This is a genomic window from Paenibacillus sp. 1781tsa1 (assembly GCF_024159265.1).
GTDB lineage: Bacteria > Bacillota > Bacilli > Paenibacillales > Paenibacillaceae > Paenibacillus.
This window is the reverse complement of the sequence record NZ_JAMYWY010000001.1, coordinates 3618212-3636238: the sequence shown is the minus strand read 5'-3', so window position 1 is coordinate 3636238 and position 18027 is coordinate 3618212. Positions and strand designations below refer to the sequence as shown.

Here is an 18027-nt window from a genome sequence, read left to right as displayed (position 1 = left end):
GACATGTTGAAGGAAAAGTATGCCACAGAGAACGGCTCTATTTTTCAAAAGCTGGCATTCGGTCTAGTTTTGATGTTTATGCTGATTGTACTGATCTTCTGGTGGATCTATCGATTAAATGTGGAAGATATTCAACGAGAGTTGGAAAAGAATAAATTGGGCGAAGTGCGATTCATGTCCTCCCAGCTATCAAATCAATTTGAACAGGTATTAATGAATGCGCTAACATTATCAGAGGATCAATCCGTCAGAGGTTATACATATGTTCTGCATTACGGAAATGATTTTGCTAAATACAAGGCCAAGCTGGAGCTCATTGAGAAGCTGGCTTTAAACAGTGCTTCCACCTCATGGAACAATACCATTATTTTATATTATCCGGATCAAAAGGATACGGTATCTTCTGATCCCCAGTTCTCGTTCCGATCATTCTCTATGTCCACAGATCCGCTCGATCAATGGATACTACATATGAACAAAGATGGTACAGGTTATTATTCACATCTCACCAAGGGACATCGAGGGCCGATGTATATCGAGATCAGGATCTCATTAGACGTATTGCAGAAAATGATGTCTGATTATACATCCGGAACACCGATGCTGTATGATTCCCATTTTCAAACAGCCATTCGCGGTTCAGGCTCCCTTCAACTTGCCCAGGCTGATGCTCAGGTTGTTCCACAGCTTAGAAATGACAGAGGTTTCTTTGAAATCGCCTTTCAGGACAGGAATTACTTCATCACGTATATGAAAGCAAGTATTCTGGATTTGTACTTTATCGATTATCATCCAACCAATCAGCTTCAGCAATCCATTTCACGTAACAATACGTTGTTTGTGCTGGCACTTGTAGCCCTGCTGCTTCTTTCGCTTTTGTACATCTTGGCTCTGCGTAATCAGATTCAACAACCCATTATTCGGTTGCGTAAAGCGATCGACCGGTTTGACCGGGGAGATTTCTCCAGCCGTGTCGACGAAACTCAGATTCTGGAATTCAAAATCCTGGGTCGATCATTCAACCGAATGGCTGAGAATACGCAGACATTAATTGAGCAGGTCCTTCTTGGAGAGCTTTCTGTCAAAGAGGCCAGACTCAAGCAGTATCAGGCTCAGATCAATCCTCATTTCCTATACAACTGTCTCAACTATATTCAGAGCAAATCGAGTGTAAAGGATTATGAATCAGTCACAGCCATGACGTTGGAGCTGGCTTCCTACTGCCGTTATATTCATCGTATTGAAGATATGGATTCCACGCTGGGTGAAGAGCTTCGTTTTGTGAATCATTACATGTCCATTATTCATATGCGAAAAAAAACGATTACTTTTGATATCGATGTACCCAAAGAGCTTCTCTCGGTACGTATCCCTCGTATGATTTTGCAGCCACTCGTTGAAAATGGGGTCAAACATGGGATTGAACCCTCCATGGGTTCAGGGCAAATTACGATTCGCGCGGAGCAGGACCAAGAGGTCATCCGTATCATTATTGCAGATAATGGTGTAGGTATGCCCAAAGAGCGACTGTCACTGATCTGCAAACATATGGATGAACTAACCCGCCCAGAGGAACAGATCGGAACTGGAGTTCGAAATGTCAATCAGCGAATCAGACTCACATATGGCAAACGGTCGGGCTTGTCCGTTCAATCCATCTTATATGAAGGTACCCTGTGCATCATTACTATACATAAGGAGGATATTGCAGATGCATCAGATTCTGTTAGTTGACGATGAATCCTATGTGATTGATGATCTTGAGATCTCATTTCCATGGGATGATTATCGGATTGAGCGTATTCACAAAGCATATTCCGGAATGCAGGCCTTATCCATTCTGGATGAACAGACCGTAGATATCGTGATTACCGATATTTCAATGCCGGTGATGAATGGACTTGAGCTGATTCGGCAGATCAAGGCGGCTAGACCCAACCTGCCCTGTATTTTGCTTACCGGTTATGCCGAGTTCGAGTATGCGAAAGAAGCGACCAAACATGGGGTTGTTGAGTATTTATTAAAACCGCTTGATATCGAAAAACTGGCGGCATGTCTGGAGAGTACGGTACTTTCCATTGAGGAGCATATCCGCAGAGCCTTGTTTTATGAACAGGCGATGAACTCGTTTCGCGAGCACCTGCCTTCACTTAAGGACAGGCTGCTGAATCAGTTGATTGAAGGTAATCGTTATACTGAAGATGCTCTGAACGAGAAGTTGGAACACTATCATCTGCCCTTCCATGCCGAAGATGAAGTTCAGCTTGTTCTGGTACGACTGGAAGAACATTTCACCAGACATACGACGAGCAGCCTGCAATTGTTTGAATACGCTGTGACCAACATTGCATGTGAGTTATTCAATACAGTTTTTCATACCTGGCATTGTCGAGATCGTTATGATTATCTGGTTTTCTTGCTAAAGTTAAGTCACAGGAAGCAATTGCCGGAGCAGGATCAGGTTGAGGATCAGAATCAGGATCTCACACATATCTCCCTACAGCTGCATCATAATGTCAATGAATATCTGAAAGGTGGCATTTCCGTCATCCTGAGCCAAAAGGGTGAACTCCAGCATGATATCCGTGACATGTATGAGCAAGCCCTGTCCGCTCTCAAAAAGCAGGTAGGTAACGGTACAGGGTACTTCCTTTCCCTTCAGGAAAGCTATCGTCCCGTATCCATTCGTTCCTTGCATATATTATATGAACCACCAACCTTCAATCATTTGCTTGAAACGGGACAATGGGAAGTATTCAAAGAACGTCTGCACCGAATTGAGGCTGGGTATAGCACGCTGCCTGAACAAACCGAAGAACATCTGGATGAGATTCAGATTATATTGTTATCGGCCTTCCATTACATTGCCCACAAAAATCATGCGCTGTTATCCGATCTGGTCGGAAACGAATGGGTCACGCGTGTGCCTTTTCGGTCCGTATCCCAGCTTACAGATTGGGCGGAGAACATGCTTGATCGGCTGCGTATGAAGCTGGAAGAACAGTCTTTAGATGAGCAACATGACGTCATTCATCAGATCAAGACGTTTGTTTCCACCCATCTGCACTCCCTCAGTCTCCAATCGATCGCGGATCATGTATCCTTGCATCCGGTTTACGTCTCCAAACTGTTCAAACAATTACAAGGCATCAGCTTGAGTGAGTACATTCTAAGTGTCAAAATGGATCTTGCCCTATACCTGCTTAACCATTCGCAGGATAAGGTATATGAGATTTCCGATAAACTGGGCTACGCCAACTCCCAATATTTCATCAAGGTGTTTCGCGATAAATTTGGTATGACGCCTCAGGATTACCGGGAGCAATAAATCAGAGTATCATGAAGAAAGTTAGCGTAAAACAAAGTAAAAAACCGCACTTCATGTACACAGGTAAATGAAACTCCTTGTACATGAAGTGCGGTTCCTTTTTTATTTTATCGTGTCATACCATGCGTTTACTTCTTCCGTGATCTGTTTACCGCCAGAAGACATGTACTGTTGCACGAATGCATCAAAATCATCAACAGGTGCTTGGCCATAAATGATTTTATTCAACACTTCTTTTTCCAGCTTGCTCAGCATATCGCCTCGGGAAACTTGTGTTTTCGTGGGTACACCCGTGAACATCTCAGGCATGATAATATCTTTTTGGTCAATGACAATCTTGGCGGCCTTAATCTGTTCAGGGATACGGTCTGCCAGGTTTTTCTCATACTGAGTGGTTGGTTCTTTCCCACCTGCAAGTTCTGCCAGGGTATTCATCATCAGGTTAGGGATAATCGCGCCGTCAAACGTCAACGTATAACGGATCGCATCAATCCAGCCACCAGGAATTTTATCGCTTTGCAGTTCTTTATAAACGGTTCCGTCTGGAGCGATGTCATAATCATAACCTTTAGCAAATCCGTGCACGAACGTTGTGCTGTCCGGATTAGCCCAGTGATCAAACAAATAGTTCTGATATACAAAGAATGCATCTTTATGTTCCATATCCTTATTAATGAGAACGGCTCCTGTACTTATTGGCGTTCCATGTCGTCCCATCTTCCCGTCAGGGCCGGCCGGAAGTGGATATGCTTTATATTCAGCATCAGGCACGTTTTTTTGCAGATCCGGGAGCGGCCAGCCTGTCATCCAGTAAGGGCCAACGATTATACCGGACTTGCCTGCAGTAAACGCCTGCGTTGCTTTGGGCTCATCATAAAGACCAGCTTCCTTATCAATGTATCCTTTTTCCATCCATTCTTTCATTTTCGTCAGTGCGGGTTTCATCTCTGGCTGGATGGAGCCGTAGGCAAGTGAACCATCTGCGGCTTTGTTCCACTGATTAGGCATCGCTCCAAACATGCCAAAAATCCAGCCGGATTCCGACATCCAGGTGTTCAGATCATTCTTGAAACCTACAGACAAAGCAATCGTATCCTTCTTACCGTTGCCATCCGGATCTTGATTGACGAAGGCATCCATTACCGCCTCCAACTTGGCTAAGGTGGTTGGTGCTTTCAAGTTTAACTTCTTTAGCCAATCTTCCCGAATGTACATAACTGGATCATTATTGTAAGCGTTCTCCAGAATGGGGATAGCCATTCGCTTACCATCACGGATATACGGGTTCCATACGTTTGGATCTTCCGCCATCGCTTTTTTGTAAACATCGGAGGCATATTTATCAAATAATTCCCCCGCATCCGTGAATTGACCCGATTCGATCAAATCACTGATCAGCGTGGAGTCACCACGGAAAGAGATAATATCCGGCATTTTCTGACCCGAGGTTAACATGAGACGAAGTTTGGTCTGATACGCATTATTTTGTTCACTCACCGTCCATAAGTATTTAATATCAATCCCCAGTGTATCGTGAGCCCACTTCGTATGAACGTTATTTTCAATGTTTTCCCCATTTTTGAACTTCAAGCTGCTGGTGATCGGAAATACAGTCGATATGGTAACCGGTTCAACATATTTACCATTTTCAAACGGAGCGGAATAAAATTCGTTACTGTCGCTAGGCTTGTTCTCTGATGTCGATTCATTGCTGCACGCTGCGAGCACACCAGATAACATTGTGGCAGCCATCAATATGCGAAGCGGTTTTTGCCATGTTTTAAACATGTTGTCTCCCCCATATCATTCTAAATTGGTTAGATCTAAATCCGTCTTACTCTTTAACAGCACCAAGTACAATCCCTTTAACAAAAAAGCGTTGCAGTAAGGGGTATACAACCAAAATCGGTGCCATGCCAATGAATATCTGAGCCGCCTTGATCGTCCGTTGTGAGATGTTCTCCAGGTCTTCGGGCCGCACGGAAACTTTACTGAAGTCCTGCTGTACGATGATCGTCTGGAGGAAGGTGGCTAAAGGATACTTTTCATGATCCGTCAGGAAAATCAACCCATCGAACCAGGCGTTCCAGTGCCCTACCATGGAGAACAGGGAGAGTGTAGCGATGGCTGGCATCGACACGGGCAAAAAGACAGAGATCAATGTTCGAAAATAACCCGCACCATCGATGAAGGCAGCCTCCTCCAGCTCTTTGGGAACGTTGCGGAAGAAATTCAATAAAAGAATCATGTTCCAGACAGATACCGCTCCGGGAAGAATAAGCACCCACATCGTGTTGAGTAAATTGAGTTTCTGGATAAGAATGTAGAATGGAATTAATCCTCCGCTGAACAGCATCGTAAATACAAAATACCAGGTGTAGATGTTACGCCGCTTGAAGCTGCGATTCTCCCGAGATAAAGGGTAGGCCGCCAGCGTGACAATAACCATACTCAGGATTGTACCCAGCACGGTTCGCTGTACAGCAATCCATAGGGAACGAAGGAAGTTCTCATTAGCCAATGTTTTCTCATAAGCATCAAGCGTAAATTCAACCGGAAAGAGTCCAACCAGATTCGCATTGGCAGCTGCTTTACCGCTGAAGGAGACCGCGAGAATGTGAATCAACGGGATTATACAGAGTAGTGATAATAAAATTAAGAACGTATAGTTAAACACGGTGAATACTTTGTAAGGCTTGGTTTTATGATACATGCGGTAAGGTCTCCTTTCTAGAAAATACGGTAGTTCGCAAATTTATAAGCTGCACGGTATGCAATCACGATCAACACGAATCCGACCACCGATTTGAAAAGTCCGACTGCAGCCGAGAATCCAAACTTACCATCGATGAGACCTACCCGATAAACAAAGGTGTCGATGATATCACCCTTATCGTAAACGAGCGGATTATACAGATTGAAAATCTGATCGAATCCTCCGTTCAGGATATTCCCGAGGGACAACGTGCCTACAACAATCATGATGGGAATGAGAGCCGGAATCGTAATGGACCAGGTTTGCTGCCAGCGACTTGCTCCGTCCACCTCAGCTGCCTCGTATAGTGCTGGATTAATGCCTGCCAGCGAGGCAAGAAAGATAATGGCACCGAAACCGAATTCCTTCCAGATATCACTTGTAACAACGACGATTCTAAACCAAGTGCCATCCCCAAGGAAAAAGATTGGTTCAAGACCAAATACCGCCCCAAGAAACTGATTGATCATGCCTTTCGTTGCAAGCATGTCCAGCAAAATTCCGCCTAGAATGACCCATGACAGGAAGTGCGGCAGATAAACGAACGTTTGTATACTCTTTTTGAAGGTTTCCTTCCGTACTTCGTTAAGGAGTAAGGCAAAGATCAGCGGTGCAATCAGACCTCCAATCAGTTTCAACCCTGCAATAATCAGGGTGTTCCAGATTACCTGCACATTCTCCGGCATACTGAACAGGAATTGGAAATGCTCCAATCCGATCCAGGAAGACTTGGCAAACCCGAGCCAGGGCTTGTAATCTTGAAAAGCAATGACCAATCCGCCCATCGGTATGTACGCAAATATGAACGTCAAGATAACTGCTGGCAATAACATCAGATCCAGTGCCAGCGTTCGCCTGGAGCCTTTATTGCGTTTGGTACGCCGGGGACTCGGACGAATCACATTGACTTGGGTGGGTGTGTTGGCTTTTGCATTACTCATTCGTGTGCTCCCCCTCTTTCTCTATTGGTTTCAGAGACGTCAGCCAAGGTTCTGTTTAATCTCCGTAGGTTTAAGTATAGATTGGCTCCCTCCAAGTCAACATGATAAAACCATAGCTTCGATAACAAATTGTTAATATGACTTGTCGTTTATACGAAAAGAACCCCCATACCTATGGATCGTTCTCTCCACAAGTACGAGGGTTCTGACTTTACAGGGATAACTAACGAAGATCTAATGTTTGTCTTTTTCTACAAAAGAGAGAATGCCATACTGGGACGTATTTCTCCAGCTTTCATTCGTTGTATCATTCCACTTCGCTACGTTTTGCTTGCCCTCGCCCTGGTTATCATTAATTTGAAGATCGAAACCGATCACATCTCCTGCTTTGGGCGTCAGGGACTGCAACTTGATTCTGGCTTCGACCAGATATCCTTTTTTGGTTTTCTTCACCGCACTTGCGAACCGTCCAGGCGAGGCACTGCCAGCGAAGGTCCCCACGTTGTCTGCGCTGACTCTGAATTGGGCGTCATCATATTGAAAATACGGTGTGCGCTGGTGATTTTCGTCCAGGAAAATCTCAACCGAGTCCTGATCCCATGGGTTAATACTATCCGTGATGATGTTTGGGTCTGTAACGTCGATCAGCAGATACAGATACTCACCTGACCACATCGCACGAGCCACAGCCTCAGCGCCTGCATCCTCATTCAACCGTTTTACTTCAAAAGGAACGGCCTTATTCCACAAAGCTTCTTTATTTCCGTCAATCTGAATATGAGCTTGCACAGCTTCTACGGATTTTGGCATAGGGTCAAGTTGAATCACTCCGTATTTGCTGGTATCTGTGTCCTGGGATTGTGTTCGGTCATTCCAATACAGTGCTTGATTTGGTTGCTCTCCACCTGCACTGCCGTCCGTCACACGGATATCGAAGCCGATTTCGGAGCCGGAATCCACCTTTACATGACTCCAAGGAATGGACAATTCTACCTGATACCCGCCTTTCGTTTCTCTTACACGAGATGAACGCACATCCTTACCCTGATATTTGCCCGTACGTGTAATCACAATATGTCGGTCATCTTCTTCGTAGGAGGAGGTCTTGCCATTATTAAAATCAACAAAGATGTCTACGCGGTCATTCCCATCGACTTTTGCATCTTGTACATCGACCAGAAGATAGAGGTTTTTTGGGTCCCATAAGGTACGGAAGCTGGCTGTACCGGATGATTCTCCCTTCAATGGTGTAGATACGGCTTTATTCCATAGTGGGTCATGAAGCGTTTTTTTGTTATCGGGTTTACCCGAAAGAGAGATAGCTCTCTGTGTCAAAACAGGTAAGCTGGACTCATCTACAAGTCCCCAGTAAGCTTTTTTGGCTTTCAGTTCTGAATCAAACAACATTGCCTGGTTGTTGTAAGACCTCTCATCCTGAAGTCCCCATAGGGTTACGGAAGAGATCTGATCTTTGTGTTTTTGATACAGATCCATTAATTCCTTGTAGCGATAAGCCTGTTGTACAGCAACTTCAACGGGCATCTCTTCACCAAACGGGATTCCGCTATCTACATCCAGTTCCGTGATCTGAATATCCAGTCCAAGTCCAGCGAACAGGTTGATGGTTTTCTCGATTTCTTCTACGGGCGGGGAAGCCAGATTATAGTGGGACTGCAAGCCCACGCCATCGATCAGTCCCTTTTCTTTCAGTCGTTTGACCAACTGATACATATGCTCTCTTTTCTCAGGGACTTCTGTGAAGTATTCGTTATAATATAGTTTGGCATCCGGATCGGCTGCACGCGCGAATTCATAGGTTTTTTCTATATAATCCGGTCCGATGAGTTCATAAAAAGGGCTTTTACGTAAACCACTGGCATCACCATTACTATCGGCAATCGCCTCATTTACCACATCCCAGGCATCAATTTTCCCTTTATATCGGGTCATGACGGTTTCAACGTAATCCTTAATCCGGGCAAGTAATAACTCCCGGCTTGCAGGCTTGCCCTGAGCATCTTTCAGCATCCATTCTGCAGCATCAATATGCCACAGCAGCGCATGTCCGCGTACACCCATATGATGTTCCTCGGCGAACTTAACATATTGATCGGCAGCCTCGAATTCATATACGCCTTCGGAGGGCGATATGTATCTCGGTTTCATTTCATAGGTTGCAGTCAGGCTGTTAAAGTGTTTCGACAGCAGTTGTCCATATGCGCCATCCAGCTGCCAGCGATATGCCGCTGCACCAATGGGAAAATCATCTTTATACAAATCTTTCAGAGATAAAATATCTTCTTCAATCTTCGGTTGCTCGGATTGAACAAAGGATACATCATCCACATAGAACGATAACGTATCTACGCTATCCTCAGAGATGTAAGGCGTTTCAATGAATAGTTTCAGCTCAGCAGGGTCATCGCTGTACTGGAATGTTCCAGTGACCTTATGCCAAGTATTCCATTGGGCTTTAGCGATCTCCACGCTACCGATCGAATTCCAGCTTTCGGCATTCGTTTTTTTATACGCGGTGAGCTGCAATGTTTGATCGGTAGCTGGCTCTTGTGTAAGCTTGACATATGCTGTAATTACATATAATTGATTACGCTGAAGCAGCTCTTTCATCGAGAACATGGGTCCATGATAGGAGCGTTCACGGTTGGTAACCAACATGCTTGACTTCCCTTCATGTGCTTCCTTTTCTGTTACTGTGAGGTTTTCCGTACCAATCCGTGCAGTCCATCCCTGAAGTGTACCATCTTCAAAATTGGTGCTGAACTGTCCTGCTTCTGTACCTGTGACTTCATTGGCTGCGTGTGAAACATTTGCAAATGGAAGGGTGGTTAAAACGAGCAGTAAAACTAAAAATCCAATATTCCATTGACGTAATTGTTTCATGTGATCCTCCTTTTCATTGATTATCCAATTTCTAGATTATTTAACAAACATCCAGATAAATGGATTATATTTCTTTTGTTATCGCTTACATATAACAAAAATCGAATAATGATAACAAAATGTTATCATCTGCTATGTAGAGCGTCATAAACTATGCTGCATCAGAATGTCTACTATCGTTATTACTTAAAAACGCATCGGGGATATCTACTCCAGCTTCAAGAACTACGGGTGATCCAACATGATCTTTGTTCTTATTCTCGTATGTTGCAATAACCATTTTAGTTTGTTCATTTATAATGAAGTCTCCCTCTATAGCTAATCTTGGCTGGTGATCTGATTAGGGTTATTTGAGTATAAAACCGTTGCATACCTTGCTTCGTTGACAAATAGAATTGCAATTGTTAGCATAACCTGAGTTACAGAGACAGGAGGTTATCCCTATTCAACCCCGAGAACGCCAGGAAAATGAGCGTAGCGAGCTGCGAGAAAAACGTCGTTTAAGCATCATTGAAGCTGCCATTTCTATTTTCACACAGCAAGGATTCGAAAAGGCCACCATGCAGGAAATTGCCAAGGCTGCGAGCCTTGGCGTAGCTACTGTATTCCGCTATTTTCCCAAGAAAGAACATTTGATTGTTGCCGCTGCTTCATATATTGTTCAGTCCGAAGTGATTATCTTTGAAAAGATTGTGCATGGAGAAGGAACCTGTTACGAGAAATTAAACGAAATATTCGATGCCCTGATCTTCTTTCAGCAAGCAGAACATCAACAAAACTCCAAGTTGATTGAAGCCTTTGAATGTTACGTGGCGCTTTCGAAAGAGCCAGTAGAGCATATGGAATTGTATCAAACCGAATATAACAAAATCATCGGACTTTTTACCGAATTGGCAGCGTTGGGAGAACAGGATCATTCTGTCCGTGCCGGTTCAAATTCCGTCAACATTCTACTTACGATGATGAATGTATTCGGAACATTTTCCAAGAAAATGTCCATGCTAGAAGGTATCGATGCATTCAACACTCGTGTAGACCCATCCGAGCAATTCAACTTACTTAAATCTCTTTTTCTAGAGTCTTTGAAACCATGACTTCAATTCGTATGAACGCGTCCAAACTGATTCATGACATCCAACGGAGAAGGCGCTGCAGTAATGGGCAGCCCTCATCCTCTACTTTTTACTTCTCGTAAGTTTTTCTCCTTAATAGTTTGATCAAAACCACTGGTGGCTTTATGGTTTTCTCGCATAACCGACTCGCCCTCTACATCGATGTTAGGCAACAAGCGATCAAGCCATGCCGGGATATACCAGGCGCTTTTTCCAAGAAGGGTCATTATAGCCGGCACAAGTGTCATACGCACGATGAAAGCATCCACGAGTATGCCAAATGCCAGGGCTAATCCCATGGATTTGATAATGGTATCTTCTGCAAAAATAAAGCTGGCGAACACGGCAATCATAATTAAGCCTGCAGCAGTAACGACTGGGCCACTATGGTTTATCCCGCTTTTTACCGATTGTCGTGCATCTCCAGTCTGAGTGAAGTCTTCACGCATTCGGCTGACAAGGAACACCTCGTAGTCCATGGCAAGTCCAAACAGAATTCCAGTGACGAGAATAGGAAGGAAACTAAGCACCGGCCCAGGCTCAGGGATACCGAACATACTGGCCAGATAACCATCTTGAATGACCCAGACAATAAAGCCGAGTGTTGAACCTAGTGTAAACAGAAAACCAAGTACAGCCTTGATCGGTACAAGCAAAGATCGGAAAACGAGCATAAGCAGTACAAAAGCAAGACCAACAATCAATAAAGCGAACTTAGGTAATGCCTGTTGCAATTTCTCGGAAATATCAATGTTAACCGCAGTTCCACCCGTAACCATAATCTCGACCTGTTTATTGTTTTGTTGATCGGCTTTTTCACGTATAGTCTCCACCAGTTCAGTCGTTCGAATATCGTGCGGGCCTGTCTTGGGTAACACTGTAACGATGGCTGCATTTCCCGATGGACTCGGTATTGCGGGTGTTGCACTAGAGACATTCGGCAGATCGCTGATGTAAGCCGTCGCTTGAGCGATTGCTGCTTGAGGATCGTCACTTTGATTAGCTTTGGCGACAATCACGAGTGGGCCATTGAACCCTTCACCGAATCCCTCAGCCATGAGATCATATCCACGACGCTCTGTCGTTTCAGTCGATTTCAGGCCATTGTCGGGCAAGCCAAGTTGCATATGCAGAAAAGGCAAGGTACACATCGTTAAGACGGCAATACATAGAATGGCAGTAAGCCAAGGCTTTCTCGTGACAACTCGACTCCATGCGTTTTCGTTTGTTTTCTCTTTTTTGCTCCCGGACCATTTTCTCAGCCAACGATTTTCGCGGGACGGACTGATGCGGTCTCCTGCTGCAGCCAATATGGCAGGTACGAGAATGATCGCAATGAGGACAGCTACAAATACGCTAATAGCAGCCGCAAGTCCCATCATCGTAATGAAGGGAATTTGTACGACGGATAACCCCACTAGCGCGATAATTACAGTCAGCCCTGCAAATACAACCGAGCCTCCTGCTGTTGCGTTAGCCTGAGCGATCGCTGTTTCTCTGTCATATCCTTCTGCCAACTGCTGACGGTATCGTGACATGATAAATAGTGCATAATCAATACCGACTGCTAAAGCAAGCATGACTGCTAACGTAATGGAGAATGATGACATCGATACGAAATTAGAACCAATGATTACAGTCATTAGACCAATTCCAAGTCCTATGACCGCTGTAAGTATGGGTAGTCCTGCTGCTAGAAACGAAGTAAACGTAAATGCTAGAATCATGAAGGCAATTAGGATACCAATGACTTCAGATATGCCCCCTACTTCTATTTCAGAAAAGGCAACACTGCCTCCAATCTCTGTTTGAATCCCTTCCTTACCGAGCCACTCTGCAATGTTCAACACATGTTCTTTCGAGTGCTCACCCACTTCACTGGCGGGTTTAGAATACGTAATGTCCGCATAACCAATCTTTTTATCCGCACTTAGAGTCATTGACTCAAATGGGCTAGCTACAGATTTGACTGATAAATCCGTCTTTACATCTTTCAGGGCTTGCCGAATGTAATTTTTGTTTGCCTCCGAAGTCAATGAATCATTTTTCGCTTTGAAAATGAGCCTGATCTGACCACCGTCATCTGATGATGGAAACTCTGAGTTTAGTACTTTCGCCGCCTGATCCGACTTCGTTCCTGGTATAGTCATTTCACCCGTAAACGAAGTACCCATACCAAGTCCTAAAGATGCAAGTACAATAAGAAGTGATAGCCCCATCGTAATGACCATTTTCCGTTTTCTCGTTGACCAAACCCCGAGACGATATAACCATTTTGCCATAACTTATTTCTTCCCCTTTCACTTCCACAAAAATCCAAGAGCTATCTAAGGAAATGCTCTGTACCCTTATGTTAACGAAATAAAACCAAAAAAAAATCGTACGAAAGGGCAAGCCTTTCATGTACGATGGGGCATAGAAGGGATAGGTCATAACGGGCATACCATTTTTATCTTTGATTACGAAAGGGTGCCTTACAAGTTATAGGTTTACAAGTGTAAGATCCCCTTCTCGACAGCTACTGCAACAGCTTCTGATCGCGAATTCACTCCAAGTTTGTTGTAAATGTTGGTGAGGTATGCTTTTACTGTTCTCTCGGCAATACCCATATCAAAAGCAATATCTCTGCTGCGTAAACCACGAGCCACGGCTTGTAAAACGAGTAACTCTCTCTCACTAATCAGGGTTGACTCCTTGTCAATTAATAGTTGTGGCTGTGTTTTGGGTTCTTGAGCAGACTTCGTATGAAACGCAAAGACTCTTGACGTTATTTCAGGTTGAAGTAGTGTTTCTCCACGAATGGCAGAATCCAACGTTCGAAATAATTGTTCTCGGCTCGTATCCTTGAGCAAGTACCCTTTGGCTCCAAGGGAAAGTCCCTCGATCATCAAGTCATCTTCGTTGTATGTAGTTAGAATAATGACAGGTATACGAATGTGTTGCTCGTTCATACGTTTCAAGGTATCCAAACCACTGAGTCCCCCGGGCATATTCAAGTCCAGGAGAATGACATCAGGCTGTTTGTCTAACATAATTCGGATAGCTTCTTCTCCTTCCTCAGCCTCTCCTACAATTAGATAGTTTTCACTGGTCTCCAATATTAATTTAAGTCCTTCACGGACCACCCAATGATCATCGACGATGAGTATGTTATATTTCATTCAGATTTCTCCTTTTTCAAGTGGAACACGAAACAAAATAGTCGTTCCTTGTTTTCCGCTTTCAATCTCAATGTTGCCACCTATCAACCTGGCCCGTTCATTCATCCCGATCAAGCCATAGTGCCCGGATTGTTTTCCGATTCGGTCTACGCTAAAGCCCCTTCCGTTATCTCGTATAATAAGATGGAAATCTTCTTTCTCCATAGCCATGTGAATGGTTACGCTCGTTGCCTGAGCATGCCTGGCTATGTTCATTAGCGATTCACTTAAAATGTGCAATACGTGCTCCATTCCTACTTTGGATATGAAACTCGGAGCATTCCCGTCCAATACAACTTCAATTCCGGTCGCCTGTTGGAAACGTAGCGTCTGTTCCTGTATTGCCTCTCCAAAGGTAATAGCCGGTGTGGCCTTGGTTCGAAGGTCATCAATGGCTTTGCGTGCATCAGCCAAGGTTTGGCGTGCTTGGCCCATTGAACTGCGGATAATCTCGTGGGCGCGCGGAAAACTCCCTCGATTCATGTGCTCATCGACGGCCTCCAGCTGCATTATAATACCGGCGAGTCCTTGAGCCAATGTATCATGCAGATCTCTTGCCATACGTTGTCGCTCGCTTGTTAGCGTCAATTCCTCTACTTTTTGATGAGCCTTCTCCAGCTCATGCAGAAACGTTAATGTTCTAACACGGGCATTGACCTGACGATAGAAAAGCACCGCATAGGATACCACGACAACGATCATCATTAACAGTAATAGAATTAACAAGGCAACATCCGTACCAGATCGTGTAAACAGGGTTACCGTGCAGAATAATAAATATAAAACAAATGCAACCAGTACGATTTTTGCCGTCTCATAATAAATGGCAAAGGTTTGTCCAATCAACACCGGAATTAAACCGATCAACACAGCAGGCATTCCATCTGGCATTAACATGGCACTGCCGTAAATTAACCCTGCTTGAAGAAGTATATAGAGCAATTTGGATCGTTGTATAATTTTGTTTACTTCCCAGTACACCATGGTATGGATTAACATTGCGGCTACAAAGATAATACTGGGTACTAATATAGGGGCTGACATCGTTTGCAGGATCAAAGTAGCCATGGCAACAAGCCAAAGCCAGATGATTATGGGAATACGTGAAGACGCAATCGGGTCCGTTTCTTCATTTATTCCGGACGGATTTGCCTTCTTCCGTACTATTTTCATGGGATCACCTCTTGTATAAGTCATTATAGTCCAAATTACGACCAAAAAGATGTACGATCGTGCATGCCCTTTCGTACATCCCTTTTTGTAATGAAAATCGTCCACAAGTTAGACTTATGGACGATAACTTTGAATGATTATGCGAAACTTGCCAAAAGGGTTCTCCCTCCGGACAGTTCCTATATTTATAGCATTTCAGAAGGTGAACTTGAACCAATGATTAGAGTGTGATGCCACCATCTGCGAGGATGATTGATCCTGTCATGTAACTGGAATAATCAGATGCAAGAAACGCAACGATCTGGGCGAGTTCTTCAGGCTCTGCATAACGCCCGATCCGCATATTCGGAAACTCTTCAGGCACGTAACCGCTCTCCTGCAGCGATTGGGGAACCGCAGCCGTTAATGTTGTAGCTACCCCGCCTGGACAGATGGCATTGATACGAATACCTTTGCGTACATATTCAAGGGCCGCCGCTTTGGTCAAACCTGCAACCGCATGCTTGCTTGCGGTGTATGCAGCCAGACTGTGTTCAGCACGAATAGCCGTAGTAGACGCCGTATTAATGATATGCCCGTATCCCTGTTTATCCATAACCTGCAAGGCATATTTCATACCTAAAAAGATCCCTTTCACATTCACATCCATGATCCGTGTGAATTCTTCCTCGGAGATATCCTGAAAACGTTGGAATTTCTGGAGTATGCCCGCGTTATTGAATGCCACATCAATTTTTCCATAGGCTTCTACTGCTTTTTGAATATAGTTTTGAACATCACTCTCTTTGGATACGTCAGCCTGTACAAAAGTAGCTTCGCCGCCATTTTCGCGAATCAGTGCTAACGTTTCTTCCCCTGTCTGCTCATTGAAATCAACCAGTACAAGCTTCGCTCCGCGAGATCCCATCATCACCGCGCTGGCTCTTCCAATCCCACTGCCAGCCCCCGTAACAACGATCACTTTACCTTCCAGAGAAAACCCTTCTTTATTTCCTGTTGGTGCATCAATTTCTTGCTTCTGAACTGTTGCTCCAAACGCAATGGCTGCAAGTTCCTGCTTCAAAATCTGAAGAGTAGACAAAGGAATATCTACCTGAGGCAATGCAGCTAGTTGATCCAACGTAAAGTTAGTGGCCATCTTGAGCGTTGGTTCCTTCACGAATTCAGGCAAATGCTTCTCCAGTACAGCAAACGATTCTGCGTTGTTCAACAATTCACCAATTCGGATATTCTCGTCATAACTCATTAGGTTCATCTCTCCAATATATTAGTATACGACCGGAAAAGCTTTGAGTCCCCGGATGATCATTCCTGGCCTCCACTCCAGCAGTTCCGCATCCGTATTTAACCGGATCTCCGGCAGCCGGTGAAGTAGAGCGTTGATCGCAACTTCGCCTTCAAGTCTCGCAAGTGGAGCGCCAAGACAATAATGAATTCCTTTACCAAAAGCAATGTGGTCATTGACTTTGCGAGTAATGTCAAACGTATCGGGGTTTTCATATTGACTGGAATCCCGATTCGCTGACGATAAAGCGACCAGCATCATGTCTCCTTGGCGAATTTGTATTCCTTGAAAATCAACGTTTTCCGTAGCCCAGCGAACATTGCTAATTTCTGCCGGCCCGTTAAATCGCAGCACTTCCTCAACCGCCGCTTGAATCAGATCCGGTTGTTCCATAAGTAGTTGCTTTTGCTGGGGATGTTCCAGCAACGCCAACATTCCGTTCCCAATCAGATTCACTGTTGTTTCATGCCCTGCTATGATGAGTACGAACACTAGTGCATATAACTCCTGCTCCGTTAGTTTGTCACCTTCTTCCTCAATGCTGATGAGATCGCTGATGAGGTCTTGTTGAATATGATTGCGCCGCTGCGTGATCAGTTCTTGTAAGTAATTCACAAAAGCCTTCATCACTTCATCGCTCTCCTGGTTCATCTGCGGATTGCTGACACTCTCCATAATGGTATTGGACCAGGCTCTGAATTTGTCTTGATCCTTCAGCGGAACACCTAACATTTCACAAATAACGATAATGGGCAGCGGGAAGGCATAGTCCTCGATTAAATCAAACTCCCGAGAGTTTCCGGCCTGAATCTTATCTAGCAATTCATCGCTTATTTCCACGATTCGTCCCCGCAGCCTCTCAATCATGCGGGGAGTAAAAGCCTTCTGAATCAAGCGTCGCAGTCGACGATGATCTTCTGGACCAACACTGATCAGATTCCGTGAGATAATCGCCTGATGCGGAGGAAGGGACGCCTCCGTTTCATCGTTCCTGTTATCGAGAACCCCGGTTACAAAGCGACCATCCTGCAAAATGTTGACGGCATCCTCATATCGGGTAACCATCCACGCAGCATGCCCACTTGGCAGTAATAGTCGATGGACAGGCTCTTCGGAACGCAGTTTTTCGTAGACTGGGAAAGGCTGCTGAATGAAAGAATGATCCATGAAATCTACTTTGGACTTGGAACGACCTTGATTTTCATTGGTAAACATCACATCACCCCTTAAAATGATAGTATTAATATCACTACAATATAAAGACTATCATATTTAACAATTCACTTTCAAATAAGTTCATTTATTCCCAGTAATCCGCGATAACTTGCATCT

12 protein-coding genes are annotated in these 18027 nt (G+C 44.4%); 3 read left to right on the top strand and 9 right to left on the bottom strand.

The window, feature by feature from the left end; all coding sequences use genetic code 11:
* Positions 1-3 precede the first annotated feature (3 nt).
* Together NKT06_RS16030 and NKT06_RS16025 are read left to right on the top strand one after the other, a co-directional pair.
* The gene (locus NKT06_RS16030; RefSeq protein ID WP_253436343.1) at positions 4-1734 is read left to right on the top strand and encodes a sensor histidine kinase; all 1731 of its coding nucleotides are present in this window, start codon (positions 4-6) and stop codon (positions 1732-1734) included.
* A complete protein-coding gene (locus tag NKT06_RS16025) occupies positions 1712-3328 on the top strand; it encodes a response regulator (protein ID WP_253436340.1) in 1617 nt (538 codons plus the stop codon). Before NKT06_RS16030 ends, NKT06_RS16025 begins: the two co-directional genes overlap by 23 nt.
* 102 nt (positions 3329-3430) lie before the next feature.
* On the opposite strand, the gene NKT06_RS16020 is transcribed toward NKT06_RS16025, so the two are convergent.
* From NKT06_RS16020 to NKT06_RS16005, 4 genes are all read right to left on the bottom strand, one after another.
* A complete protein-coding gene (locus NKT06_RS16020) occupies positions 3431-5116 on the bottom strand; it encodes an extracellular solute-binding protein (protein WP_253436337.1) in 1686 nt (561 codons plus the stop codon).
* Positions 5117-5162: 46 nt separating this feature from the next.
* The gene (locus tag NKT06_RS16015) at positions 5163-6041 is read right to left on the bottom strand and encodes a carbohydrate ABC transporter permease (RefSeq protein WP_253436334.1); all 879 of its coding nucleotides are present in this window, start codon (positions 6039-6041) and stop codon (positions 5163-5165) included.
* A 17-nt stretch (positions 6042-6058) separates the two neighbouring features.
* Complete coding sequence (locus NKT06_RS16010) at positions 6059-7024, bottom strand: ABC transporter permease (RefSeq protein ID WP_483311576.1); 966 nt, start codon at positions 7022-7024, stop codon at positions 6059-6061.
* Positions 7025-7258: 234 nt separating this feature from the next.
* The gene (locus NKT06_RS16005; RefSeq protein ID WP_253436330.1) at positions 7259-9925 is read right to left on the bottom strand and encodes an endo-1,4-beta-xylanase; all 2667 of its coding nucleotides are present in this window, start codon (positions 9923-9925) and stop codon (positions 7259-7261) included.
* 437 nt (positions 9926-10362) lie between these two features.
* Between NKT06_RS16005 and NKT06_RS16000 the strand changes: the two genes are divergently transcribed.
* A complete protein-coding gene (locus tag NKT06_RS16000; protein ID WP_367399897.1) occupies positions 10363-11019 on the top strand; it encodes a TetR/AcrR family transcriptional regulator in 657 nt (218 codons plus the stop codon).
* Positions 11020-11093: 74 nt separating this feature from the next.
* Here NKT06_RS16000 and NKT06_RS15995 read toward each other — a convergent pair whose 3' ends face one another.
* From NKT06_RS15995 to NKT06_RS15975, 5 genes are all read right to left on the bottom strand, one after another.
* On the bottom strand, positions 11094-13319 hold the full coding sequence (locus NKT06_RS15995) for an MMPL family transporter (RefSeq protein WP_253436327.1): 2226 nt from the start codon (positions 13317-13319) through the stop codon (positions 11094-11096).
* Between the two features lie 207 nt (positions 13320-13526).
* Positions 13527-14198 (bottom strand): response regulator, encoded by a 672-nt coding sequence (locus NKT06_RS15990; RefSeq protein ID WP_253436325.1) that lies wholly within the window; start codon positions 14196-14198, stop codon positions 13527-13529.
* Positions 14199-15410, bottom strand: a complete 1212-nt coding sequence (locus NKT06_RS15985) for a sensor histidine kinase (protein WP_253436322.1) — start codon at positions 15408-15410, stop codon at positions 14199-14201.
* Between the two features lie 220 nt (positions 15411-15630).
* Positions 15631-16383 (bottom strand): SDR family NAD(P)-dependent oxidoreductase, encoded by a 753-nt coding sequence (locus NKT06_RS15980; RefSeq protein ID WP_253442605.1) that lies wholly within the window; start codon positions 16381-16383, stop codon positions 15631-15633.
* Between the two features lie 294 nt (positions 16384-16677).
* Positions 16678-17910 carry a cytochrome P450 family protein gene (locus NKT06_RS15975; RefSeq protein WP_253436319.1) on the bottom strand — a complete coding sequence of 411 codons (1233 nt, stop codon included), beginning with the start codon at positions 17908-17910 and terminating at the stop codon, positions 16678-16680.
* Positions 17911-18027 lie beyond the last annotated feature (117 nt).